Origin of the sequence: Aquibium microcysteis (assembly GCF_014495845.1) — a bacterium.
GTDB lineage: Bacteria > Pseudomonadota > Alphaproteobacteria > Rhizobiales > Rhizobiaceae > Aquibium > Aquibium microcysteis.
The window spans coordinates 551,147-574,681 of record NZ_CP061080.1; the positions used below are offsets into that span (position 1 = coordinate 551,147).

At 70.6% G+C, this 23,535-nt stretch carries 20 protein-coding genes; 5 read left to right on the top strand and 15 right to left on the bottom strand.

Going from position 1 to position 23,535, the window contains the following annotated elements; all coding sequences use genetic code 11:
• Positions 1–30 precede the first annotated feature (30 nt).
• From IAI54_RS02540 to IAI54_RS02555, 4 genes are all read right to left on the bottom strand, one after another.
• Positions 31–336 carry an addiction module antidote protein gene (locus IAI54_RS02540; RefSeq protein ID WP_187970861.1) on the bottom strand — a complete coding sequence of 102 codons (306 nt, stop codon included), beginning with the start codon at positions 334–336 and terminating at the stop codon, positions 31–33.
• On the bottom strand, positions 329–637 hold the full coding sequence (locus IAI54_RS02545; RefSeq protein WP_187970862.1) for a type II toxin-antitoxin system RelE/ParE family toxin: 309 nt from the start codon (positions 635–637) through the stop codon (positions 329–331). Before IAI54_RS02545 ends, IAI54_RS02540 begins: the two co-directional genes overlap by 8 nt.
• Positions 638–779: 142 nt before the next feature.
• Positions 780–2,189, bottom strand: a complete 1,410-nt coding sequence (gene glnA, locus IAI54_RS02550) for a type I glutamate--ammonia ligase (protein ID WP_187970863.1) — start codon at positions 2,187–2,189, stop codon at positions 780–782.
• A gap of 49 nt (positions 2,190–2,238) precedes the next feature.
• Positions 2,239–2,577 (bottom strand): P-II family nitrogen regulator, encoded by a 339-nt coding sequence (locus IAI54_RS02555; RefSeq protein WP_187970864.1) that lies wholly within the window; start codon positions 2,575–2,577, stop codon positions 2,239–2,241.
• A gap of 305 nt (positions 2,578–2,882) precedes the next feature.
• Between IAI54_RS02555 and IAI54_RS02560 the strand changes: the two genes are divergently transcribed.
• Together IAI54_RS02560 and IAI54_RS02565 are read left to right on the top strand one after the other, a co-directional pair.
• The gene (locus IAI54_RS02560) at positions 2,883–4,403 is read left to right on the top strand and encodes an NAD(P)H-hydrate dehydratase (protein WP_187970865.1); all 1,521 of its coding nucleotides are present in this window, start codon (positions 2,883–2,885) and stop codon (positions 4,401–4,403) included.
• Positions 4,404–4,498: 95 nt separating this feature from the next.
• The gene (locus IAI54_RS02565; RefSeq protein ID WP_187970866.1) at positions 4,499–5,491 is read left to right on the top strand and encodes a hypothetical protein; all 993 of its coding nucleotides are present in this window, start codon (positions 4,499–4,501) and stop codon (positions 5,489–5,491) included.
• 63 nt (positions 5,492–5,554) lie between these two features.
• Here IAI54_RS02565 and IAI54_RS02570 read toward each other — a convergent pair whose 3' ends face one another.
• From IAI54_RS02570 to IAI54_RS02600, 7 genes are all read right to left on the bottom strand, one after another.
• Positions 5,555–5,938, bottom strand: a complete 384-nt coding sequence (locus IAI54_RS02570) for a helix-turn-helix domain-containing protein (protein ID WP_187970867.1) — start codon at positions 5,936–5,938, stop codon at positions 5,555–5,557.
• 72 nt (positions 5,939–6,010) lie between these two features.
• Entirely contained in the window at positions 6,011–6,865 is an 855-nt protein-coding gene (fghA, locus tag IAI54_RS02575; protein WP_187970868.1) for an S-formylglutathione hydrolase, read from the bottom strand.
• Positions 6,862–7,269, bottom strand: a complete 408-nt coding sequence (locus IAI54_RS02580) for a type II toxin-antitoxin system VapC family toxin (protein WP_187970869.1) — start codon at positions 7,267–7,269, stop codon at positions 6,862–6,864. The genes fghA and IAI54_RS02580 overlap by 4 nt, the downstream gene beginning before the upstream one ends.
• The gene (locus tag IAI54_RS02585) at positions 7,256–7,519 is read right to left on the bottom strand and encodes a FitA-like ribbon-helix-helix domain-containing protein (protein WP_420838289.1); all 264 of its coding nucleotides are present in this window, start codon (positions 7,517–7,519) and stop codon (positions 7,256–7,258) included. Before IAI54_RS02585 ends, IAI54_RS02580 begins: the two co-directional genes overlap by 14 nt.
• Before the next feature lie 59 nt (positions 7,520–7,578).
• Positions 7,579–8,112, bottom strand: coding sequence for a YaiI/YqxD family protein (locus tag IAI54_RS02590; RefSeq protein WP_420838261.1), 534 nt, complete (start codon positions 8,110–8,112; stop codon positions 7,579–7,581).
• Positions 8,109–8,921 carry a hypothetical protein gene (locus tag IAI54_RS02595; RefSeq protein ID WP_187970871.1) on the bottom strand — a complete coding sequence of 271 codons (813 nt, stop codon included), beginning with the start codon at positions 8,919–8,921 and terminating at the stop codon, positions 8,109–8,111. The genes IAI54_RS02590 and IAI54_RS02595 overlap by 4 nt, the downstream gene beginning before the upstream one ends.
• A 70-nt stretch (positions 8,922–8,991) precedes the next feature.
• The gene (locus IAI54_RS02600; RefSeq protein WP_187970872.1) at positions 8,992–10,119 is read right to left on the bottom strand and encodes an S-(hydroxymethyl)glutathione dehydrogenase/class III alcohol dehydrogenase; all 1,128 of its coding nucleotides are present in this window, start codon (positions 10,117–10,119) and stop codon (positions 8,992–8,994) included.
• A gap of 107 nt (positions 10,120–10,226) precedes the next feature.
• Between IAI54_RS02600 and IAI54_RS02605 the strand changes: the two genes are divergently transcribed.
• On the top strand, positions 10,227–10,481 hold the full coding sequence (locus tag IAI54_RS02605) for a hypothetical protein (protein ID WP_187970873.1): 255 nt from the start codon (positions 10,227–10,229) through the stop codon (positions 10,479–10,481).
• 31 nt (positions 10,482–10,512) lie between these two features.
• Here IAI54_RS02605 and IAI54_RS02610 read toward each other — a convergent pair whose 3' ends face one another.
• A complete protein-coding gene (locus tag IAI54_RS02610; RefSeq protein ID WP_187970874.1) occupies positions 10,513–10,941 on the bottom strand; it encodes a hypothetical protein in 429 nt (142 codons plus the stop codon).
• A gap of 413 nt (positions 10,942–11,354) precedes the next feature.
• Positions 11,355–11,975 carry a thermonuclease family protein gene (locus tag IAI54_RS02615; protein WP_187970875.1) on the bottom strand — a complete coding sequence of 207 codons (621 nt, stop codon included), beginning with the start codon at positions 11,973–11,975 and terminating at the stop codon, positions 11,355–11,357.
• A 244-nt stretch (positions 11,976–12,219) separates the two neighbouring features.
• Here IAI54_RS02615 and IAI54_RS02620 point away from each other — a divergent pair, with 244 nt between their 5' ends.
• Positions 12,220–13,176, top strand: a complete 957-nt coding sequence (locus tag IAI54_RS02620) for a glycoside hydrolase family 25 protein (protein ID WP_187970876.1) — start codon at positions 12,220–12,222, stop codon at positions 13,174–13,176.
• 33 nt (positions 13,177–13,209) lie between these two features.
• Here IAI54_RS02620 and IAI54_RS02625 read toward each other — a convergent pair whose 3' ends face one another.
• The gene (locus IAI54_RS02625; protein ID WP_187970877.1) at positions 13,210–13,710 is read right to left on the bottom strand and encodes a DUF992 domain-containing protein; all 501 of its coding nucleotides are present in this window, start codon (positions 13,708–13,710) and stop codon (positions 13,210–13,212) included.
• A 134-nt stretch (positions 13,711–13,844) separates the two neighbouring features.
• Positions 13,845–14,684, bottom strand: coding sequence for a PhzF family phenazine biosynthesis protein (locus IAI54_RS02630; protein WP_187970878.1), 840 nt, complete (start codon positions 14,682–14,684; stop codon positions 13,845–13,847).
• Between the two features lie 271 nt (positions 14,685–14,955).
• Here IAI54_RS02630 and IAI54_RS02635 point away from each other — a divergent pair, with 271 nt between their 5' ends.
• Entirely contained in the window at positions 14,956–23,526 is an 8,571-nt protein-coding gene (locus IAI54_RS02635; protein ID WP_187970879.1) for a glycoside hydrolase family 94 protein, read from the top strand.
• Positions 23,527–23,535: the final 9 nt, after the last annotated feature.

Genomic DNA, 23,535 nt, shown 5'->3' on the forward strand with positions numbered 1-23,535 from the left:
ATCGCCGCCATGCTGCCAGTTCGTCCGCGCTCACAGGGGCTCCGGGCGGTGCGCTGGAGACCTTGCCGTCAGTTCGATGCCGAGAGCCTTCATGACCAGGAGCGTGGTCTTGAGCGTCGGGTTGCCGTCGGCGCTGAACGATCGATAGAGCTGCTCGCGCGAGAGACCCGTCTCGCGGGCGATCCGGGTCATGCCCGTGGCGCGCGCGACGACGCCGAGCGCATGGGCGATGTAGCCGGCGTCCTCCGACGCGAAGGCCTCCGCCATGAAGGCAGCGGCGGCCTCGTTCGAGGTCAGTCCCTCTGCCGGGTCGAAGGTCGTGAGCTTCTCAGCCATCTTCACTGGCTCCATTCCGCCGCAAGGCGCTTCGCGGTCCTGATGTCCCCCTGGCCTGGGTGCTCTTGTCGCCTCCGCACAGCAGGACGACGATCGTGTCGCCGCGTCGCTGGAAGTAGACGCGATAACCCGGACCGTGGTGGATGCGCAATTCGCTGACGCCGTCGCCGACGGGTCGTACGTCGCCGACGTGGCCATAGGCGAGACGGTCCAACCGCGAGAAGATCACGCCGCGGGCGCGCTCGTCGCCGAGGCGCATCCACCACTTCCGGAACGTCTCCGTCTGCTTCAGGTCGAGCATGAGGAGATGTAGTTTTAAAACGACAGATCGTCAAGTCGCCACGGCCCCGCTCGTGCATCCCCGTCTCCGGCCGCGAACCTCCCAAAACGAAAAGAGCCGGGCTTGTGCCCGGCTCCGTCCGTCGGTCGCCTCGGGAGGACGATCAGACCGAGTAGTACATGTCGAACTCGACCGGATGCGGGGTCATCTCGAAGCGCATGACCTCGTGCATCTTCAGCTCGATATAGGCATCGATCTGGTCGTCGTCGAACACGCCGCCGGCCTTCAGGAAGCCGCGGTCCTTGTCGAGGCTCATCAGGGCTTCGCGCAGCGAGCCGCAGACGGTCGGGATCTTCTTCAGCTCCTTCGGCGGCAGGTCGTAGAGATCCTTGTCCATCGGCTGACCGGGGTGGATCTTGTTCTTGATGCCGTCGATGCCGGCCATCAGCATCGCCGCGAAGCCGAGATAGGGGTTCGCGCCCGGATCGGGGAAGCGGACCTCGACGCGCTTCGACTTCGGCGAGGAGCCGAAGGGGATGCGGCAGGAGGCCGAGCGGTTGCGCGCCGAATAGGCGAGCAGCACCGGCGCCTCGTAGCCCGGCACCAGACGCTTGTAGGAGTTGGTGAGCGGGTTGGTGAAGGCGTTGATGGCCTTGGCGTGCTTGATGATGCCGCCGATGTAGTAGAGGCAGGTCTCCGACAGGCCGGCATATTCATTGCCCGCGAAGGTCGGCTTGCCGTCCTTCCAGATCGACTGGTGCACGTGCATGCCCGAGCCGTTGTCGCCGAAGATCGGCTTCGGCATGAAGGTGGCCGTCTTGCCGTAGGCATTGGCGACCTGGTGCACGACGTACTTGTAGATCAGCATCTTGTCGGCGTTGCGGACGAGCGTGTCGAACTTGATGCCGAGCTCGTGCTGGGCGGCCGCCACCTCGTGGTGATGCTTCTCGACGCGCACCCCCATCTCGGTGAGCACGGTCAGCATCTCCGAGCGCATGTCCTGCAGCGAATCGATCGGCGGGACCGGGAAGTAGCCGCCCTTGACGCGCGGACGGTGGCCGAGGTTGCCGGTCTCGTAGTCGGTGTCGTCGTTCGACGGCAGTTCGGTCGAGTCGAGCTTGAAGCCGGTGTTGTAGGGGTCGGCCTTGTACTTGACGTCGTCGAACACGAAGAACTCGGCCTCGGGGCCGACATAGATGGTGTCGCCGATGCCTTCCGACTTCATGTAGGCCTCGGCCTTCTTGGCCGTGCCGCGCGGATCGCGGTTGTAGGCCTCGCCGGACACCGGATCGAGGATGTCGCACAGGATGACCATGGTCGACTGGGCGAAGAACGGATCCATGTGGACCGTCTCGGTGTCGGGCATGAGAACCATGTCGGACTCGTTGATCGCCTTCCAGCCCGCGATCGAGGATCCGTCGAACATCACGCCGTCGGCGAACATGTCCTCCTCGACCTCGGCGACGTCCATGGTGACGTGCTGGAGCTTGCCCTTCGGGTCGGTGAAGCGCAGGTCGACGAATTTCACGTCGTTGTCCTTGATCTGCTTCATGATGTCGCTGGCTGTCGTCATTTCGTTTTCCCTGTCTGACGATGAAACTGTTGTGGACGGCTTCGACGGATCAGATCGCGTCGACGCCGGTCTCGCCCGTGCGGATGCGGACGACTTCCTCGATGTTGGAGACGAAGATCTTGCCGTCGCCGATCCGCCCCGTCTGTGCGGCCTTGCGGATCGCCTCGAGTGCCGCGTCGACGGATTCGTCGGCGAGCACCACCTCGACCTTCACCTTCGGCAGGAAGTCCACCACATACTCCGCTCCCCGGTAGAGCTCGGTGTGCCCCTTCTGGCGCCCGAAACCTTTCGCCTCGGTAACCGTGATCCCCTGCAAGCCGACTTCCTGAAGGGCTTCCTTCACTTCGTCCAGCTTGAACGGTTTGATGATCGCTTCGATTTTCTTCATCCGAATGGGGCCTCCGATGGATATGCGCGGCAGATCGAGCCCGCTTCCGCCAAACCGAAGCACGAACCGTGCCAGATCGGCATCAAATTCGGCTGACGCAGCGCCACCACGGAGGTTCCGAAGCTTCGCGCGGGCTTGGGCGGGACGAGCTCGTGCCCGCCGCGATGAAACTGCCGGAAGCCGCCCGAAGGCGCAATCGGCGATGATGATAAAGTGGGCAAATGGCATAATATTTGTGCATCGGCTGCGTTTGCCAGCCACGGCCCGCAGCGACTAGTCTGCCTTTCCGATCGACGGATGGCTGCATGACGCTCGAACTCCTCACCCCCGACGAGATGGCGCAGGCCGACCGTCTCGCCATTGCATCCGGCCCCTTCGACGGCGCCGGGCTGATGCGCCGCGCCGGCGACGCCGTGGCGGCCGAGATCCTCGCCCGCCATCCCGGCGCGGCCCGCGTCCACGTGCTGGCGGGGCCCGGGAACAATGGCGGCGACGGCTTCATCGTTGCCGCGCGCCTGACGCAGGCCGGCCTTCGCGTCGAGGTCCATTGCGATGCGCCGCCCGCCGGCGGGGATGCCGGCCGGGCTAGCGCGGACTGGGCCCGGCCGATCCGGCCGCTTTCGGACTTCCAGCCTCGGTCCTGCGACCTCGTCGTCGACGCGCTGTTCGGCGCCGGCCTCGCGCGCGCCGTGACAGGTCCGGCCGCCGACGCGATCGACCGGGCCAATGCCTCGGACGCGTTCGTGGTCGCCGTCGACCTCCCGTCGGGCATTTCGGGCCGGACCGGCCAGCCCCTCGGCACGGCGATCCGTGCCGGCCTCACCGTCACCTTCTTCCGGCTGAAGCCGGGCCACCTGCTGGAGCCGGGGCGCAGCCATTGCGGCGAGACCGTGCTCGCCGACATCGGCATTGCGGACACGGTCCTGCGGGACATCGGCTGCCGGACCTTCCGGAACGAGCCGCTCCTGTGGCGGCAATGCTTCCCCCGTCCGCACCGGGAGGCGCACAAATATGCACGCGGCCATGCCGGCGTCTTCTCCGGCGGCGCCTCGGCCACGGGCGCGGCGCGGCTCGCGGCGCTGGCCGCCGCGCGCGCCGGGGCGGGCGCGGTGACCGTCCTGTCGCCGGCCTCGGCGCTGCAGGTCAACGCCATGCACCTGACGTCGATCATGCTGCGCCGCACGGACACGCCGGACGAGGCCTTGGCCTTCGCCCGCGAGCGGCGGCTGGCGGCGGCGGTCATCGGGCCGGGCTTCGGCACCGGCAGCCGCTGCGCCGGGTTCGTCGCCGCGCTCGCCCGGCTCGGCGAGGAGGGCGCCCTGCGGCTGGTGCTCGACGCCGACGCGCTGACGTCGTTCGAAGAGGAGCCGCAGGCGCTGTTCCGCCTGCTCGTACGCGCGGAGCCGGGGGGCGAACCGCTCGTGGTGCTGACGCCGCACGAGGGCGAGTTCCGCCGGCTGTTCCCCGACCTCGCCGCCGACGGCACGCTGTCGAAGCTGGAGCGGGCGCAGGCGGCAGCGCGCCGGTCGCACGCGGTCGTGGTCGTGAAGGGGCCGGACACGGTGATCGCCGAACCGGCGGGCCGCGCTGCGGTCAACGCCAACGGGACGCCCTATCTGGCGACGGCCGGATCGGGCGACGTGCTGGCGGGCATCGCCGCCGGTCTGCTGGCGCAGGGCATGCCGGCCTTCGAGGCGGCCTGCGCCGCGGTCTGGATGCATGCCGAGGCGGGGTCGCGGTTCGGGCCGGGCCTGATCGCCGAGGACCTGCCGGGGCTTCTGCCGCCGGTGCTGGCGGACCTGCCGGCGCGGGCCTCCGGACGCTAAAGCTTCGCTAACCACCCGTCTTCGCCATTTTTCAAGCCAAGGCAGCTAGTCTCCGCCGGACGTCGGAGTCCGGCTGGTGGCGCGGGGTGAGGGACATGGCAGGAAGCGGTTCGGTTTCGGCGTCGGTGCGCACGGGCGACCACGAGAGCATCGGCGTCGCGGACGTCGCGCGACTGAGGGCGGAGGTCTTTCCGGATGGTCGCGTCTCCCGGGCGGAGGCCGAGCGGCTCCTGGCGATGGATGGCCGCGCCGGCTCGACCTGCCCCGAATGGACGGCCTTCCTCGTCGAGGCGGTGACGGACCATCTCGTCCATCAGGAGGTTCCGGCGGGTTACGTCTCCGATGCCAACGCGGCCTGGCTGGTCGCTGCGGCAGGGACGGCGCGACCGGCCACGGAACTCGAAGTGCTGATCGCGGTGCTGGAGCGCGCCCGCACGTCCCCGCCGAGCCTGTCGGCCCACGCGCTCGGTCTCGTTGCCGAAGCCGTCGTCGACGGCGTCCTGCGGATGCCGGATGGCCGCACGCTCGTCCCCGGCGTCATCGGCAAGGCCGAGGTCGACCTGCTGCGCCGCATCCTCCACGCCTTCGGCGGCGGCGCCGGCATCGGCATCAGCCGCGAGGAGGCGGAGGTGCTGTTCGATCTCAACGACCGCACCGCCGGCGCGGCCAATCACCCGGAATGGACGGAACTCTTCGTCAAGGCGATGGCGAACTTCGTCATGTGCGCCTCGGGCTGGACGCCGCCCACGCGCGAGGAGGCGCTGCGCCACGAGACCTTCCTCGACGACAGGAGCATCGACGTCGCCGGCTTCTTCCGCGCCATGGCGTCGGCCGCCGCGAAGGGGATCCTCGACGCCTACCGTGCCCCGTCCGGTCTCGAAGAAGCCTGGCGGACCCGCAACGCCGAACGCGCCGCCGCGTCAGCGCAGGCGGAGGCGATCGACGCCGGCGAGGCGGCGTGGCTGGTGGAGCGGATCGCGCGCGACGGCAGGGTCCACGACAACGAGAAGGCGCTGCTCTCCTTCATCGGCCGCGAATCGCCGCTGCTGCATCCGGCGATCCGGGATCTCATCGCCAGGGTTGCCTGACGGTCTCCGGCGGGCCTCTGCGGAGCGGATCCGCGGGCTCGCCCGTCCGGCGCGTCGACGCGCTCAGCGCTCCTCTTCGAGCCGGGTCAGTTCGCGCTGGATGCGGTCGATGATGCGGCCGGTGTCCTCGTGCATGCGCTTGAGGCGTTCCAGCTGGACGGTGATCGCCGCCAGCGGATCGGGGCCGATCTCGTCGGTGGGCGCGTCGCCGACGCCGTGCAGCAGCCAGACCAGATTGACGTTGAGCACACCCGCCAGCAGCGCCAGACGCTCGACGCCGGGCTCCGAGCGGTCGCTCTCCCACTGCTCGATCGTCTTCTGGCGGACGCCGACGCGGCGGGCCAGCGCCGCCGTGCTCATGCCCTGCGCGTCGCGGATGCGCGACAGCCTTCCGCCGAAGGTATCGGCATCGGGAAGCCGCCGGTGGATGGGTGTCACGACCGCCATGACTGTGTCCTCTTCGACCGTCTCATGCGCGATCCATAGCCCACAACGGCCCGCCTGTCTCTCCGGCGAACGTCATTTCGCGTCGCCTCCGCCCGCGCCGAGCCGGGCCGCGTGCCAGCGCAGGTGGTCTTCCATGAAGCTGGAGATGAAGAAGTAGGAGTGGTCGTAGCCCTCCTGCATGCGCAGGGTGAGCGGGATGCCGGCCTTGCGACAGGCCTCTTCCAGGAGCCAGGGGCGCAGCCCGTCCTGCAGGAAGCCGTCGGACGTGCCCTGGTCGACGAGGAAGCCGTCGAAGCGATGGCCGTCCTCGATCAGCAGGCAGGCGTCATGGGCCCGCCAGCCGGCCTCGTCGGGACCGAGATAGCGCGCGAAGGCCTTCGACGACCAGTCGGCGGCCGCAGGGTGCACGATCGGGGCGAAGGCCGAGCAGCTGGCGAAGCGGTCGGGATTCTTCAGCGCGATGGTCAGCGCGCCATGGCCGCCCATGGAATGGCCGAAGATCGACTGCCGCGCCCTATCGGCCGGAAAGTTGGCCGCGATCAGCCGGGGCAGTTCGTCGACGACGTAGGAGTACATCCGGTAGTTGGCGGCATAGGGCGCCTCGGTCGCGTCGACGTAGAAGCCGGCGCCGGAGCCGAACTGCCAGTTCTCCTTCTCGTCGGGGACGTCCGCGCCGCGCGGGCTGGTGTCCGGACAGACGACGATCAGGCCGAGCTCGGCCGCCATGCGCCGGTACTCGCCCTTCTCCATCACGTTGGCATGGGTGCAGGTGAGGCCGGAGAGATACCAGACGACGGGGCAGGGACCGTCCTTGGCCTGCGGCGGGACGAAGACCGCGAAGGTCATGTCGCAGCCGCAGGCCTCCGAGGCGTGGCTGTAGACGCCCTGCGTGCCGCCGTGGGATTTTGCCGTGGAAATCGTTTTCAAAAGGAAGGCTCTATCAGTTCGGTTTCGATGGCGAGGTCGCGCGCCTTGGCCGCGAGGCGGCGGTCGGCGGTGACGAGAGGCTCGCGGCGTTGCAGCGCGAGGGCGAGGTAGAGGCAGTCATATATCTTGTGCTGAAGCTGCAAGGCCAGCCCGGTCGCCACCGGTAACAGCAATGCGTCCTCGGTCCAGTCGTGGACGAGCCCGTCGAGAGAACGGACCGCCTCCAGAACCGTCCGTTCCGGCGCCAGCCCGGCCCGAACGTATTTGATGAGCGCGCTGGTCAGTTCGACCCGCAGCAGCGATGGCGCAGCCAGAGGCTCGTACGACAGGACCGGCCGCGCGGACGCACTGGTGCCGATCGGGACGAACCAGGCGATCGCCACGCTTGCATCAACGATCGGCATCGAGCGACGGATCCGCCGGGCGGGCGTCCCGCTCGGCGCGGTGTTCCTCCCAGAATCGTTCCGCCGTTCCCCAGTCGATCGGCGTCGAACTGGCCCGGATCGCGTCGACGCGCCGGATGAGCTCCGCCCGGTCCGGCATGCCCTTCTCGGCGATGACCTCGCGCGCCAGCTGCTCGGCCGACTTGCCGTCGGCCTTCGCGCGCTGCTCGAAGCGCTCGAAGACGTCGTCGGGAATGTTGCGGATGATCATGCTGGCCACGGGAATGCCTCCGTCTGACGGCGCCATGATATCACCGCGCCGGTGGCCGTTCAAACGGCCGCGCCGGCATGGAGCGCCCGCCGCACCGTCCGGTCGAGCGCCGACAGGAATTCGGAGCGGTCGCGCGGCGAGAAGCTGCGGTTGAAGCCGCGGTCCTCGCCGGTCTCGCGCAGGTGCTGCTTCAGGTCGCGCATGGCCACCGCCATGCCGATCGATTCGGGCGTGAAGGGACGCCCCGTCGGGCCGAGCACGTGGACGCCCTTCGGCACCAGCCGCGCGGCGAGCGGCACGTCGGCAGTGACGGCGACGTCATTGGCGGCGGCGTTGTCGACGATCCAGTCGTCGGCCGCATCCGCGCCCTTCGACACGACCACGTTGCGGATCATCGGATCGCGCGAGGGGCGCAGGCCGCCATTGGAGACGAAGGTGACGACGAGCCCATGGCGCTCGGCGACCTTCACCACCTCGTCCTTCACCGGACAGGCATCGGCATCGACGAAGACCTGCGGCCGCCGCGGCACCTGCGAACGCTCGGAAGCGTCCGCCGCCGCATCGGCGGTGGCGCCGGGAGGGACCGCGCTCATTCCGGCAGGTGGCACCGCACCAGCGGCGGCGATCCGTCGATGGAGAGCGTGTCGGGGCCGGCCATCGCAAGCGAAATCGAGCGTTCCTCCATGTCGCCCTCGGCGATGCAGGAGGCGGCGAGCGTCGCGGTGTCGCCGGCGAGCGGCGTCTCGGCGAAGTTGCACACCGCCTCGAAGCGGCGCAGCGTCGTCGGCGTGATCACCGCCATCATCTCGACCGGCTCGACGTCGATGCGGGCGCAGGAGGCGGCGTCGCCCGCCCAGACGCCGACATAGGCCGGACCGACGCCCGCCGGCGCCGCGCGGGCGGCGGCGCGCGTGTCGGCCCTGAGCTGCGACGACGGTGCCAGCACGGCGGCCGCGTCGCCCGTGGGAGCGGTTCCCGGCCGGTCGGCCTCGTCGATGCGCCGCTCCAGTTCCTCGACGCCGGCGGCGAACTCGCGCATCGCCCGCTCGGTCAGCTCGTTGACCACGACGCCGAGCTCGCGGGCATAGGCGCGCGCCCGCTCGAGCGCCGGACCCGCATCCTCGAGCAGCGCCTCGGTGCGGCTGCGGGCGTCGCGCGCCAGTTCGCCGGCGCCGTCGAGGATGAGGCCGGCGCCTTCGCCGATGCGGTCGAGCGCGTCGTTGCGGCCGGTTTCCGACGGCGCGGCCGGCGGGGCATCGGTCGCGGCCGGCGGAGACTGCGGGCTCTCGACGGCCGGCGGCGGCGCCTCGCTGCGCTGCGCGTTCTGCTCGTCGCTGCAGGCGGCGAGCGCCAGCATCGAGATGCCGGCCGCCATCAGCGGCAATATGGTCCGGATCGTCATGATGATACCCCCTTTGAACGCCCTTGAGCCCGCAGGAATGCCCGGGCCGCCGGGAAGTTCCGTCCGGGCGTCAGTAGACCACGACGCTGCGGATGCTCTCGCCGGCATGCATCAGGTCGAAGCCCTTGTTGATCTCGTCGAGCGACAGGCGGTGGGTGATCATCGGGTCGATCTGGATCTTGCCGTCCATGTACCAGTCGACGATCTTCGGCACGTCGGTGCGGCCGCGCGCGCCGCCGAAGGCGGTGCCCTTCCAGACGCGGCCGGTGACGAGCTGGAACGGGCGGGTGGCGATCTCCTGGCCGGCGCCGGCGACGCCGATGACGATCGATTCGCCCCAGCCGCGATGGGCGCATTCCAGCGCCTGGCGCATCACCTTGACGTTGCCGGTGCAGTCGAAGGTGTAGTCGGCGCCGCCGATCTGGTCGGCGCCGCGCTTCGTCAGGTTGACGATATGGGGCACGACGTCGCCGTCGATCTCCTTCGGATTGACGAAATGCGTCATGCCGAAGCGCTCGCCCCACTCCTTCTTGTCGTTGTTGATGTCGACGCCGATGATCATGTCGGCACCGGCGAGCTTCAGGCCCTGGATGACGTTCAGGCCGATGCCGCCGAGGCCGAAGACCGCCGCCGTCGCGCCGATCTCGACCTTGGCCGTGTTGATGACGGCGCCGATGCCGGTGGTGACGCCGCAGCCGATGTAGCAGATCGTGTCGAAGGGCGCGTCGGGATTGACCTTGGCAACCGCGATCTCGGGCAGCACGGTGAAGTTCGAGAAGGTCGAGCAGCCCATGTAGTGGAAGATCTTGTCCTTGCCGATCGAGAAGCGCGAGGTGCCGTCGGGCATCAGGCCCTGGCCCTGGGTCGAGCGGATGGCGGTGCAGAGGTTGGTCTTGCGCGACAGGCAGGACGGGCAGGAGCGGCACTCGGGCGTGTAGAGCGGGATGACGTGGTCGCCCTTCTTCAGCGTGGTGACGCCCGGGCCGACGTCGACGACGATGCCGGCGCCCTCGTGGCCGAGAATGGCCGGGAACAGGCCTTCCGGATCGGCGCCCGACAGGGTGAACTCGTCGGTGTGGCAGATGCCGGTCGCCTTGATCTCGATCAGCACCTCGCCGGCGCGCGGCCCTTCGAGGTCGACCTCCATGATTTCGAGCGGCTTTCCGGCGGCGACGGCGACGGCTGCGCGGGTCTTCATCGAATGTCTTCCTTCCAACCTTGAGTCGGGGGGCAAGATTTCAGGAAACGGAAGGCCGGGCAAGCCTTGCCGGGTCCTCGACCGGCGCCGCCGCCGCGAAGACGGACATGTTTCGTCACGCCCGCGACATCAGGGAGTCACCGGCCGGCGCTAGGACGCGGCTGGCGGGGGCCCTGGAGGCCGAGATGCAGACCGATCCGACACTCGACGAACTGCTGGACGAACCGATCGTGCGGATGCTGATGGCGAGCGACCGCGTCAGCGCGCGCGACATCCGCCGCCTGATGGACGACGCAAGGCGTCGCGCCGCGTGGACAAGTCCGCCGCGGTCGCCGGAACCGTGCAGGGTGAGCGCGGGCTGACGCGGCGTCGACGCCACGGCCCCTCGCGGCGTCAGGAGGTGTCGTGGACCTGCGGCAGCGGCAGGACGGGCAGGACGCGGCAAGCACCGGCCCGGCACGCGCGGCGTCTGGGGATCGCGTCGCGGCCGCGCGCCCAGGCGGTGCCGCCCATGCTGGCCAGCACCGCGGAGAGCATCGCCGCGCACCAGCGGTAGCGCCAGGCGACGAGCGCGGCATCGAAGGGGCTGTCGTCATCCGGCCCGGCGGCGGCCGCCAGTTCGTCCTCGATCGCTTCGACGTCGATCCGCAGCGCGTCGGCGACGCTGACCCGCGCGGCGCGCTCGCCGCGGCGCAGGAAGAACAGCACCAGCCAGCGCACGGCGAAGCAACGGCCGGCGGCGGCGTCGGCGTGGGAGGCGAGCGACAGCAGGAGCGTGATCGTCTCCCGCAGCTTCCGCCCGTTCAGTCCCGCCCCGCGCATATCCGCCCTCCTTCAGCTGCGGCCAGTCTGTCGTGGACCGGCAGGGGTGTGGACAGAATTTTCGCAAGGCGTTGTTTTCACTGGAAGGGTCCGTCCTCCACCCCACGCAGTGGGGGCGGAGGTGGCGTCGCGAAGCGACGACGGAGGGGGGGGCGGCGCGGGATGTGGCTGCGACGGGGGCGGCGGCGGCACGTGCCTCGACGTGGGCCGGATCGCGGGGATGGGCGGCGAGGCATGGATCCCGGATACGTCGTCCTGCGCTGCGCTTGGACGCCGTTCCGGGATGACGAAGGTGAAGGGGATGGCGCTACTTTCACCTTCGTCATCCCGGGCGAAGCCGGAGCGGAGCGGAGGCGCAGACCCGGGATGACGAAGGTGGGGGGGCGGCGCGTTCTTCGGGTGGCGGGGCGGGGTCAGCCGCACCAGCTCCGGCGGCGGCCGGTCCAGGGGTGGGCGAGGCCTTCGGCGACGAGCGTGTCGCCGAGCGAGCGGCCGTCGCGGACGAGGGTGCGCAGCTTGCGGCCGTAGCGATCCTCGTCGCGGCCCTGCGCGCGCAGTTCGAACGGACCTTCCTCGAGGAGGGCCTGCAGCCGCGCGGCCGCGCGTTCGGCCAGGCGCCGCTCGGCCGCGCATTGCGAGCTGGAAAGTTCCGGCGTGTTGATGTCGGCGATCCGGATCTTGCTGCCGCCGAGCCAGATCGTGTCGCCGTCGACGACGCAGTCGACGCGCGCGCTGCCGCCGCAGGGTGGGAAGCGGGTGGCGGCGACCTTCACCGTCGGGACCGGTGCCGGCACGCCGGCTGCGCCGCGAAGGGCGGCCGGCGGCAGATAGAGACCGACGAGGCCTCCGTCGGTCGCGGTCTGCGGCAGGATCGAGCGCCAGTTGGCGGCGAGCGCCACGAGAGCGATCACGACGGCGGCGACCAGGATGCGCAGCAGGATCCGGCGCAGCCGCGACGGCGGGCGCGGCTGCCGGGGCGGTGTGCGCCGCCCCCGCGTACGGCGGGCTTCGTCGAGATCGATGATGCGGACCATGGGACGGGATTCCGTTGCGGTCCGGAAGATGGGCGCCGCCTCCCTGCAACGGCGTTAACGGCGCGAGGGGGGAGCGGAGGGACGGATCACGCAGCCGTGAGCCGGAATGGCGCGTGTTGCGCGAAAATCACGGCGCCCAAATCATTCGGATTCAGACTTTGTTGGTAATTGTCCGTTCACTATCGCCGAAGGTTTGGCCGCGTGGGCCGACCCGTGTCCAGTCAAGCCGTGTGTCCCGCGTATCATGCGTTATTCGTCGCCTGCGATCGCCCTTCTGTCGCTGTCCCTGCTGGTGGGCTGCACGTCGAGGACGGCTCTCGAGGATCTCGTCCCGCGCCCGTCGAACGAGGTGACGAGTTCGATCTCGAAGCCCCGGGCGCCGCTCGCCGAGGCCCAGGCGGCTCCCGAAATCCTCTCGCTCGCCGAGGAGGAAGCCGCGCCCGTGGTGGAAGCGGCTCTGGTATCGGCCCCGATCCCTTCGCCGGCACTGCACGCGTTCAAGGACAAGGTGGTCAAGCCGCAGCGCTTCCGCGACGCCCATCCGATCAATTTCGGCACGAAGACGCCGCGCGACCATGCGGTGCACGGGGTGGACGTGTCGCGCTGGCAGGGCGAGATCGACTGGAAGACCCTGCGCAGCCAGGGCGCCAACTTCGTCTGGATCAAGTCGACCGACGGCGGCGACCATCTCGACCCGATGTTCATGCTCAACTGGGCGCGCGCCGCCGAGGCCGGCGTGCCGCGCGGCGCCTACCACTTCTTCTACTGGTGCCGCGACGCCGCCTCGCAGGCCGACTGGTTCATCCGCAACGTGCCCAAGGTGAAGGGCGCGCTGCCGCCTGTGCTCGACGTGGAGTGGAACCACCTGTCGGACTGCAGGAAGCGCCCCGACCGCAAGACCGTGGTGGCCAAGATGCGCGTCTTCCTGGAGAAGGTGGAGAAGCACTACGGCCAGAAGCCGATCGTCTACGCCACGCCGGACTTCTACGAGGAGAACCTCAAGGGCGAGTTCACGGAATACCCGTTCTGGGTGCGCGCGGTGGCGCAGCATCCGTCCAAGGTCTATCCGCAGCGCAACTGGGTGTTCTGGCAGTATTCGGGATCGGGCCTGTCGCAGGGCGTCAATGGCCGGATCGACCTGAACGTGTTCCGCGGCGACGAGAAGCAGTGGCGCGAATGGCTGGCGAGGAACACCGGATGACCGGGCCCCGTCGCCAGCCGAACGTCTGTGGCCTCAGTTCGCGGCCGTCAGCGTTACCGAGGTTCCGGTCGCAGCGAGATTCAGGCCGACCTGGCCGGTCACGCTGATGGTCTGCAGATGGACGGAGCCCGACGTGCCGCCGACGAGCGCATTGGCGCCGACGCCGACGCCCGCCGTCGCCTCCACCGTGGCGCCGCGGTAGAGACCGCCGAGCGACCCGGCATGGTAGCCCGCGGTCGGCGCGAACACCGCCCAGACGAGGCGGCCGCGGGTGGTGAAGCCCAGGTCGACGCCGAGCTTGCGGATGGTGCCGGTGTACTGGTCGGAGACGCCGCCGCGGCTCGCCTTGAAGATGCAGTCCATCTCCTTGGCCGAGCCCAGCACGTAGCCGACGCCGCCGCCGATCTCGCAGTCGAGGACGCCGATTCGCACGCCGCCGGACGGACCCGCATCGCGCAGCACCGGCGCATCGGCGGCCTGGGCGAGGGACGTGGCGGCGAGAAGGGCCGCGGAAGCGGCAAGGATCAGCTTCATGGAAGTCTCCGTCTGGATGCGTCGGGAACCCCCGACGGGTTCCCCTGGAAAAAGCGCGCGGACGCTGCTCCCGGAATGCGGCCGAATCTCGGCGGTGACGCCCCGATCCCCAGCCGCGCCGTCGGCTGCAGGCGCTAGCCCTCCCGCCCGGAAAACTGCGTCCTGGTCCGGCCGCCGACCCAGACGGTCCCGTCGCCGTCGCGGCTGACCCGGATCCGGCCGGTGCGCCCGAGCCGGGTGCCCTGTGCGGCGACATAGCCGTCCCGGGCTCTGCCGCTCTCGAACAGCCACTGGCCGACCGACGCGTTGAGGCTGCCGGTGACGGGATCCTCGACGATCGTGCCCGTCGGACCCGTGAACAGGGCGCGCAGCTCGAAGGCGGCTTCGGCGCCGCGCGGATGCGGCCCGACGAGCCCGACGTCGATCGGGCGCGGGTGGTGGCCGGCGGGTTCGACGGCGAGGACTGCCGCGGCGGAGGCGAGCATGATGCCCATCCAGCCGGGTCCGTTGTCGATCCAGCGCGCCTCGACGACGGCGGCGGGGTCGATCCGCAGCATCGCGAGCGCGTCGGCGAGATCGTCGGCCGCGACAGGGCCGGAGCGGATCAGCGGCGGCGCGGCGAAGGAGAGCAGCCCGTCCGCCTCCCGCACGCGCACCAGCCCGGCGCCGCATTCCTGGATCATGAGGCCCGGTCGCCGCGGCCGGCCGCCGCCGGTGAGCCAGGCATGGCAGCTGCCGAGCGTCGGATGTCCGGCGAAGGGGAGTTCGCGCGACAGCGTGAAGATGCGCACACGGTAGTCGGCGTCCGCGTGGGTGGGGGGCAGCAGGAAGGCCGTCTCGGAGAGGTTCGTCCAGCGCGCGATCGCCTGCATCTCCTCGGTGGCGAGGCCGCCGGCCTCCGCCACGACGGCCAGCGGATTGCCGGAAAAGGGGCCGACGCCGAAGACGTCGACGAGATGGAAGGGGCGTGCCATGGCGGTCTCCTCTGGCTCGGGCGCGGCAACCGCAAGCACTAGCGGCTCCCTGCTGCGAGGAAAAGCGGCCGGCGCAAGCAGGCGCGGTGCCCGACACTGCCGCCGACTCCGGCCCCGGGAGATGGATATTGCGGTGCACGGCACCTAGCGGACTGAAACAATTAGTGTCGAGGGTCCCGATGTTGCGCCGCAACGGACTGCGCTAAATAGCCGTTAGCGGCGGTCCAAGATCGAACTGGAGCCGATGCGACCTCTTGCGGAATCATCATCCATGACCATTCGGACCGCCCCGGTTCGTCTTCCCGAAACTCGGCCTGAAGCCCAGGCCGGGCGCCCGTCTCACCGTCAGCCCACCCGCGAGGAGATCGAGCTCGAGACCCTCGGCGCCGCGATGGCGAAGGGGGAGGGTGGCGATTTTCCGCCGCCGCGCATCGTCGACGTGGGCGCCGAGACGCTCGGCGCGGCCCGGCGCATCGACGCCGTGGTGAAGGCCATCGACAAGGCGCGCGTGGAGGGCGAACAGCTGCCGCCGGCCGCGCAGTGGCTGCTGGACAACGCCTACGTGGTGGAGGACGCCGTGCGCCAGGTGCGCCGCGACCTTCCCAGGAAGTTCTATCGCCAGCTGCCGCAGAGCACGCTGCCGGACGGCCGCGCCGCGCCGCGCGCGCTGGCGATCGCCTGGGCCTTCGCCAACCATGGCGACGGCGTGATCGGCGCGGCTCGCTTCGAGGCCTTCGTGCGCGGCTTCCAGACCGTGCAGCCGCTGTTCATCGGCGAGCTCTGGGCGCTGCCGTCGCTGCTGCGCTACGTGCTGCTGCAGAACCTCGACCGCATCGCGGCCGACACCTACCGCAGCTACCGCGAACGCCGCGTCGCCAACCTGCTCGCCGACCGCATTGCGTCGGATGCCGACGGCGATCCGATCGCCCAGCTGCGGCTGAAGCGCGACAACCTGCGCGACACGGCCTTTTCCAGCCAGATCGTCTTCCGGCTCCGCGACGGCGCCCGCAATGCCAGCGCGGCGCTCGAATGGCTGCGCGTGGAGCTGGAGCGGATCGGCACCGACCCCGAGCAGGCGGCGGCCGCCGAGCAGAACCGACTGTCGGCCGGCAACGCGGCGGCGGGCGTCACCATCCGCGGTCTGCGCCGCGTCAACGACATCGACTGGACGCTCTGGTTCGAGGCGCTGAGCACCGTCGACCAGGTGCTGCGCGACGGGACCGACTTCGCCGAACTCGACTTCGCCTCGCGCGACCAGTATCGCGGCGCCGTCGAGGTGATTTCGAAGAAGGCCAAGATGGCCGAGGCCGAAGTGGCCGCCAGGGCGGTGGCGCTGGCGGCCGAGCGCGCCGGCGCGGGCGGCAGCCCCGACGTCGGCCGGCTGCTCGTGGGCAGCGACCGGCCGGTGCTCGAGCGCGCCTGCGGCATCGGCTCGCCGCTCGGAAAGCGGTTCCGCCGCTTCTACGCAAGGACCGGCTGGATCGGCATCACCGTGCCGGTGCTGGCCGTGATGGTGCTCATGCTGGCCGCCGCGGCCGGCGGCCTCGACCGCATCGGCGTCGCCGGCGGCGCGCTGGCGCTGATGCTGGCCCTGTTCGCCTTCCCCGCCAGCGAGGCCGCGCTCGGCCTGTTCAACGCGCTGGCCGCGCTGCTGGCCCCGCCGCGCAGCCTGGTGGGCTACGAGTACAAGGCCGGCGTGCCGGCCGACGCGCGCACCCTCGTCGTCGTTCCGACGCTGATCGGCACGCGCGACGAGATCGACGAGGCGGTGCGCAACCTCGAGGTCCACTATCTGTCGAACATGGAGGGCGAGATCCACTTCGCCATCCTGTCGGACTGGCCCGACGCGCGCGTCGAGCAGGCCGAGGGCGACGCCGAACTGCTCGACCTGGCGCGCGAGCGGGTGGCCGAGCTGAACCGCAAGCACCCCCGCGAGGGCGCGCCGCGCTTCTTCCTGCTGCACCGCCGCCGCGTCTGGAGCGCGGGCGAGGGCTGCTGGATGGGCTGGGAGCGCAAGCGCGGCAAGCTGGAAGAGCTGAACGCGCTGCTGCGCGGCGACGCCCACACCACCTATCTGCCGCACGACCCGTTGCTGCCGACCGACGTGCGCTACGTCATGACGCTCGACGCCGACACGCGCATGACCCGCGACGCGGTGCGCCGGCTGGTCGGCAAGATGCAGCATCCGCTGAACCGGCCGGTGGTGGACGCCGCCCGCCGGCGCGTGGTCTCCGGCCACGCCATCCTGCAGCCGCGCGTCACCCCCTCGCTGACGACGGGCGACGAGGCCTCGCTGTTCCAGCGCGTCTTCTCGGCCAACCGCGGCATGGACCCCTACGTCTTCGCGGTCTCCAACGTCTACCAGGACGTCTTCGAGAGCGGCAGCTTCACCGGCAAGGGCCTCTACCACGTCGACGCCATGCGCATGGTGCTCGAAGGACGGATCGAGGAAGGTACGGTGCTGAGCCACGACCTTCTCGAAGGCGCCTGGGCCAATGCGGGCTTCGCCAGCGACGTCGAACTCGTCGAGGACTATCCCACCCGCTATTCGGTCGACGTCGCGCGCCATCACCGCTGGACCCGCGGCGACTGGCAGCTGCTGCCGCTGCTCGTGGCGCCGTCGTCGGGCATTCCCGGCCTGTCGCGCTGGAAGATGGTCGACAATCTGCGACGCTCGCTGATGCCGGTCGCCTGGATCGGCGCGTCGTCGGCCGCCTGGGCGCTGCTGCCGCTGCGCGAGGCGCTGCTGTGGCAGGCCGTGCTGATGCTGTGCCTGTTCTTCGCGCCGACGGTCGACGTCATCCGGGCGCTGATCGTGCGGCCGCGCCAGACCTCCTATCGCGGCCATGCCCGCGCGGCCACCGGCGACTTCCTTTCCGCCACCGGCCAGGTCGTGCTGTCGGTCGCCTTCGCCGCCCACCAGGCGAGCTCGATGGCCGACGCCATCCTGCGCACGGCCTACCGCATGGGCGTGAGCCGCCGCCGCCTGCTCGAGTGGCGCACCGCCTCGCAGACGGCGCGCACGGCCAAGGGCGGTCTCGCCTACCATGTACTGAGCATGTGGGGCGTGGCCCCCGTCGTGGCGCTGGCGCTGGTGCCGGCCGCGCTCGCCGGCGGACCGACCGTGTGGCTCGCCGCGGCCTTCTCGCTGCTCTGGCTGTCGTCGCCCGTCATCGCCTGGGCGGTGAGCCGGCCGCTGGTCAGCGAGGAGCGGCTGGCGATGTCGCCCGAAGTGACGACGGAGCTGCGCATCGCCGCCCGCCGGACCTGGCGCTACTTCGAGACCTTCGTGACGGCCGAGCACAACATGCTGCCGCCCGACAATTTCCAGGAAGGACCCGTTCCGGTGGTCGCGGGACGGACGTCGCCGACCAACGTCGGCATGTATCTCCTGTCGGTGATCGCGGCGCGCGACTTCGGCTGGATCAGCTTGGCCGAGGCCGTGGAGCGCGGCGACCGGACGCTGTCGGTGCTGGAGCGTCTGCCGCAGCATCGCGGGCATCTCTTCAACTGGTACGACACGCGCACGCTGGTCCCGCTCGCCCCGCGCTACGTCTCGAGCGTCGACAGCGGCAACCTCGCCGGCCACCTGCTGACGCTGTCGGCCGCCTACCGCAGCTGGGCCGAGGCGCTCGCCATCCATCTTCACGGCGACCTCGCCGGCATTTCGGACGTGGCGCGGGTGCTGGAGGAGACGCTGGCCGACCTGCCGGACGACCGCCGCTCGCTGCGCGCCATGCGCCACCGTCTCGCCGACCGGCTGGAGGGCCTGCGCCGCTCGGTCGACTCGATCCTGGCCGAGCCGGCCACGGCGTCGATGGGGATCGTCAGCCTGCCGGTCATCGCCGCCGACATCCGCAAGCTCGCCTTCGCGCTGAACGAGGAGACGCGGTCGCAGAAGAGCCGGCTGCTGCTCGACTGGGCGATCGCGCTCGAGACGACCTGCGCGGCCCACGTGGCCGACGTCGAGCTCGACGAGCGCGGCATCGCGGAGCTGCGGGCGAGGCTGCTCGCTGTCGCCGACCGCGCCCGCCGCTTCGCGCTGCGGACGGACTTCTCCTTCCTGCTGCGCAAGGATCGCAAGCTCCTGTCGATCGGCTACCGGGTCGAGGACCAGGAACTGGACGAGGCCTGCTACGACCTGCTCGCCTCCGAGGCCCGCCTGACCAGCCTGTTCGGCATCGCCAAGGGCGACCTGCCGACGGAGCACTGGTTCCGGCTCGGCCGGCCGCTGACCGAGATCGCGCTGCGCGGCGCGCTCGTCTCGTGGTCCGGCTCGATGTTCGAATATCTGATGCCGCCGCTGGTGATGAAGGAGCCGCTCGGCGGACTGCTCAACCAGTCGAGCAACCTCGCCATCCGCCGTCACATCTCCTACGGGCGGTCGAACGGCGTGCCGTGGGGCATCTCGGAAGCGGCCTACAGCGCCCGCGACCAGGACATGAACTACCAGTACCAGGCTTTCGGCGTACCGGGCCTGGGCCTGAAGCGCGGGCTCGCCGACAACATGGTGGTGGCGCCCTATGCGAGCTTCCTCGCCGCCCAGTTCGAGCCCGCGAAGGCGGCCGCCAACCTTGCCGAACTGCGCCGCCTCGGCGCGCTCGGCGCCTATGGCTACGTCGACGCCGTCGACTTCACGCCCGAGCGGCTGCCGGCCGGCAAGACCCACGTGACGGTGCGCAACTACATGGCACATCACCAGGGCATGTCGGTGGTTGCCATCGGCAACGCCATCATGAACGGCCGCATGCGCGACCGCTTCCATGCCGATCCGCTGATCGAGGCGGCCGAGCTGCTCCTGCAGGAGAAGGCGCCGCGCCAGATCATCAACGTGGTCGGCAGCGAGGAAGAGGCGCCGACCCGGATCAAGTCCGCGAGCGCAGGCCGCGGCGCCGACCTGCGCCGCTTCGCCGAGCCGGCCGTGGCGCGCCATTCGGCGAGCGTCCTGTCGAACGGCCGCTACGGCGTCTTCGTCACCGCGCAGGGCACGGGCTACAGCCGGTGCGGCGACGTGGCGGTGACGCGCTGGGCGGGCGATCCGTCCGAGGACCGGTCCGGCAGCTTCGTCTTCGTGACCGACGCGGCCTCGGGCGAATGGTGGTCGGCCACCGGCGCGCCGAAGGCGCATACGGACGAGCGCGCGGAGACCATCCTGGCCGACGATCGCGCGACCTTCCGCAAGTGGATCGGCACCTTCCGCTCCGAGGTCGAGGTGATCGTGCTCAGCGACGTCGACGGCGAGGCGCGCCGCGTCACGCTCGTCAACGACGGTCCCGAGGAGAAGCTGATCGACCTGACCTCCTTCGCCGAAATCGTGCTCGGCGACCGGTCGGGCGACGCCTCGCATCCCGCCTTCTCCAAGATGTTCGTGCGGACGGAACTGTCGGCCGACCGCAGCAGGCTGCACGCCACGCGCAATCCCCGCTCGCCGGGCGAGCGCGCGCCGGTGATGGTGCATTTCGCGACCGCCGAGCCGGGCATCGTGCTCGACCGGCAGGCCGAGACGGACCGGCGCGCCTTCATCGGCCGCGGCCGCAGCATCGCCGATCCGGCCGCCATGCAGCCGGGTGCGTCCCTCTCGGGCGGGGAGGGCCACGTGCTCGACCCGGTCGCGGCGCTGCGCTGCCGCGTGAGGGTGCCGGCCGGCAAGAAGACGGTCGTCACCTTCTGGACCGTCGTCGCGCCCACGCGCGCCGAAGCCGACGACATGGCGCTGCGGCTCGAGGACCAGGAGGCGTTCGACCGCCAGGCGGCGCATGCCTGGACCCGGTCGCAGATCCAGACCCGCCATCACGGCCTCACGCTCATCGAGGCGGCCGGCGCCCAGCGTCTCGCGGGCTTCCTGCACTTCGCCAATCCTGAACTGCGCGCGGCCCCGGAGGTGATCGCGGAAGGGCTGGGCTCGCAGTCGCTGCTGTGGCCGGCCTCGATCTCCGGCGACCATCCGATCGTCGTGCTGCGCGTCAGCGGACCCGACGACGTCGAGCCGGTGGCCACGACGCTCCGGCTGCACGGCTATCTGCGGGCGCGCGGCGTGATCTTCGATCTCGTCGTCCTCAACGAGGAACTGCCGAGCTACGCGCAGGACTTCCAGCAGGAACTCGAACGGCTCTGCTCGGCCGAGCGGCTGCGCCAGGGCGCCGACGGCGGCCGCCACCACATCTTCGCCCTGCGCGCCGACCGGCTGGAGGCGGAGACGCTGAAGACCATCGTGGCGGCGGCGCGGGTGCTGCTCAACGCCCGCAACGGCACCGTCTTCCAGCAGCTGGAGCGCGCCGAGACGCTGGCCATGGAGCATGCGCGCCAGCGGCCGGTGCTGGCAGTGCCGCGCCGCGAGGCCGGGCTGGTGCCGGACGCCGGCGCGAACCGCGCCTCCGAACTGTCCGAGACGCTCGATTTCTGGAACGGCTTCGGCGGTTTCGACGAGGACGGGCGGGACTACGTCGTGCATCTCGACGGCGACCGCTGGACGCCGCAGCCCTGGATCAACGTGGTGGCCAACGACGCCTTCGGCTTCCAGGTCTCGGCCGAGGGCGCATCCTCGACGTGGAGCCGCAACAGCCGCGACTTCCAGATCACGCCCTGGTCGAACGACCCGGTCGCCGACCGTCCTGGCGAGGGCTTCTACATCGTCGACCGCGACACGGGCGAGGCCTTCGCGCCGACCGCCGCCGTGCTGCGCGATCCGCAGGCGGCCTATGTCGCGCGCCACACGCAGGGCCTCTCGCGCTTCTCGCGACGGCAGGGGACCCTCGACGTCGCGCTGACCCAGCTCGTCGACCCGGCCGATCCGGTGAAGGCCTCGACGCTCGCCATCACCAATGGCGGGACGGAGCCGGTTCGGCTGCGGCTCTACGCCTATGCGGAGTGGGTGCTGGGCAACGGCCGCGCGCGCACCGCCGCCATGATCCTGCCCGGGGTCGAGCGCGCCGAGGGGGTGCTGACCGCGCGCAATCCGTTCAGCATCGACTACAGCGACCGCGTGTCCTTCCTCTGCAGCGACGCCACGGACGTGGCGCTCGGCTGTGACCGTGCCGAATTCCTCGGCCGCGGCGACGTGCGGTTCCCCGACATGGTGCTGGCCGGCGCCCTGCCGTCGGGCCCGGTCGAGGCCGGCCGCGATCCCTGCGCGGTCGTGGCCCGCGACGTCGAGGTGGCCCCCGGCGAGACGCTGCACGCGACCTTCCTGCTCGGCGACGCCGGTTCGCGCGCGGCCGCGCTCGACCTCGTGCGCCGGCACCGCGCGACGACGCCGCAGGAGCGGGAACGGCGGGTCCGCGGCGAGTGGGACGGCTTCGGCCGGACCCTGTCGGTGGCGACTCCCGACCCGTCCTTCGACCACATCGTCAACCACTGGCTCGCCTATCAGGTGCTGGCGTGCCGGGTGCGGGCCCGCTCGGCCTTCTACCAGTCGAGCGGCGCCTACGGCTTCCGCGACCAGCTGCAGGACACGCTGGCGCTTTTGCTGCACGATCCCTCGCTGGCGCGCGCGCAGATCCTCAACGCCGCCTCCCGGCAGTTCCCCGAAGGCGACGTGCAGCATTGGTGGCTGCCGAACGGACCCGGCGTGCGCACGCGCATCGCCGACGACGTGGTGTGGCTCGCCCATGCCGTCGCGCGCTACGTGGAGGTGACGGGCGACGCGTCGATCCTCGACGAAACGACGCCCTTCCTCGAAGGGGCGGCGCTGAAGCCGGGCGAACACGACGCCTTCTTCCTGCCGGAGGTCTCGACCGGCCGTGCCACCGTGCGCGAGCACTGCATCCGGGCGCTGGATCTCGCGATCGCGCGCACCGGCGCCTCCGGCCTGCCGCTGATCCTCGGCGGCGACTGGAACGACGGCATGAACCGCGTCGGCGAGGACGGCCGCGGCGAGAGCGTCTGGCTCGGCTGGTTCCTGTTCAAGGCGCTGCGCGACTTCGCGCCGCTCGTCGCCCGCAGCGATCCGCAGCGTGCGCAGGAATGGTCGGCCCATGCCGAAAAGCTCCGGACCGCGCTCGAGACCGAGGCCTGGGACGGCGAATGGTACCGTCGTGCCACCTATGACGACGGCACGCCGCTCGGCTCGCACCTGTCGGACGAATGCCGGATCGATTCCATCGCCCAGTCCTGGGCGGTGCTGTCGGGCGGGGCGAGCGAGGAGCGCGGCCGCATGGCCGTCGCGTCGGCGCTGCGCCAGCTGGTCGATCCGCAGGCCGGGGTGGTGAAGCTGTTCGATCCGCCCTTCGCGGAGGGCGGCCGCGATCCCGGCTACATCCGCGCCTACCCGCCGGGCGTGCGCGAGAACGGCGGTCAGTACACCCACGCGGCCGCCTGGCTGGTGCTGGCGCTGGCTGGGCTCGGGCAGGCGCAGGACGCCTACCGGCTGTTCTCGATGCTCAATCCGGTGAACCATGCGCTCGACGCTCAGGCGGCCGAACGCTACCGGGTCGAGCCCTACGTGGTGGCCGCCGACGTCCATTCCGGGCCGGGTCGCGACGGACGCGGCGGCTGGTCCTGGTACACCGGCTCGGCCGGCTGGCTCTACCGCGCCGCCGTCGAGGGCATCCTCGGCATCCGGCGCACGGGCGACCGCGTCACCGTCGCGCCCGCCCTGCCGCCGGCCTGGAACGGCTTCGAGGCGGTGCTGCGGCTCGGCGCGGCGACGTGGCGCATCGAGGTGCGGCGGGGCGCGGTTGCGTCGGTCACGGTCGACGGCGCGGAGACGGACGGCAGCTTCCCGGTGACCGCCGAGGGCGATCACCTCGTCACGGTGGTGGTGGCCCCGTCCGATGGCCGGGCACTGATGGAGGCATCGTCCTTCGCCGGCGCCTTCCTTCCTGCGCCCCCGAAGGCGGCATGAGGTCCTGAC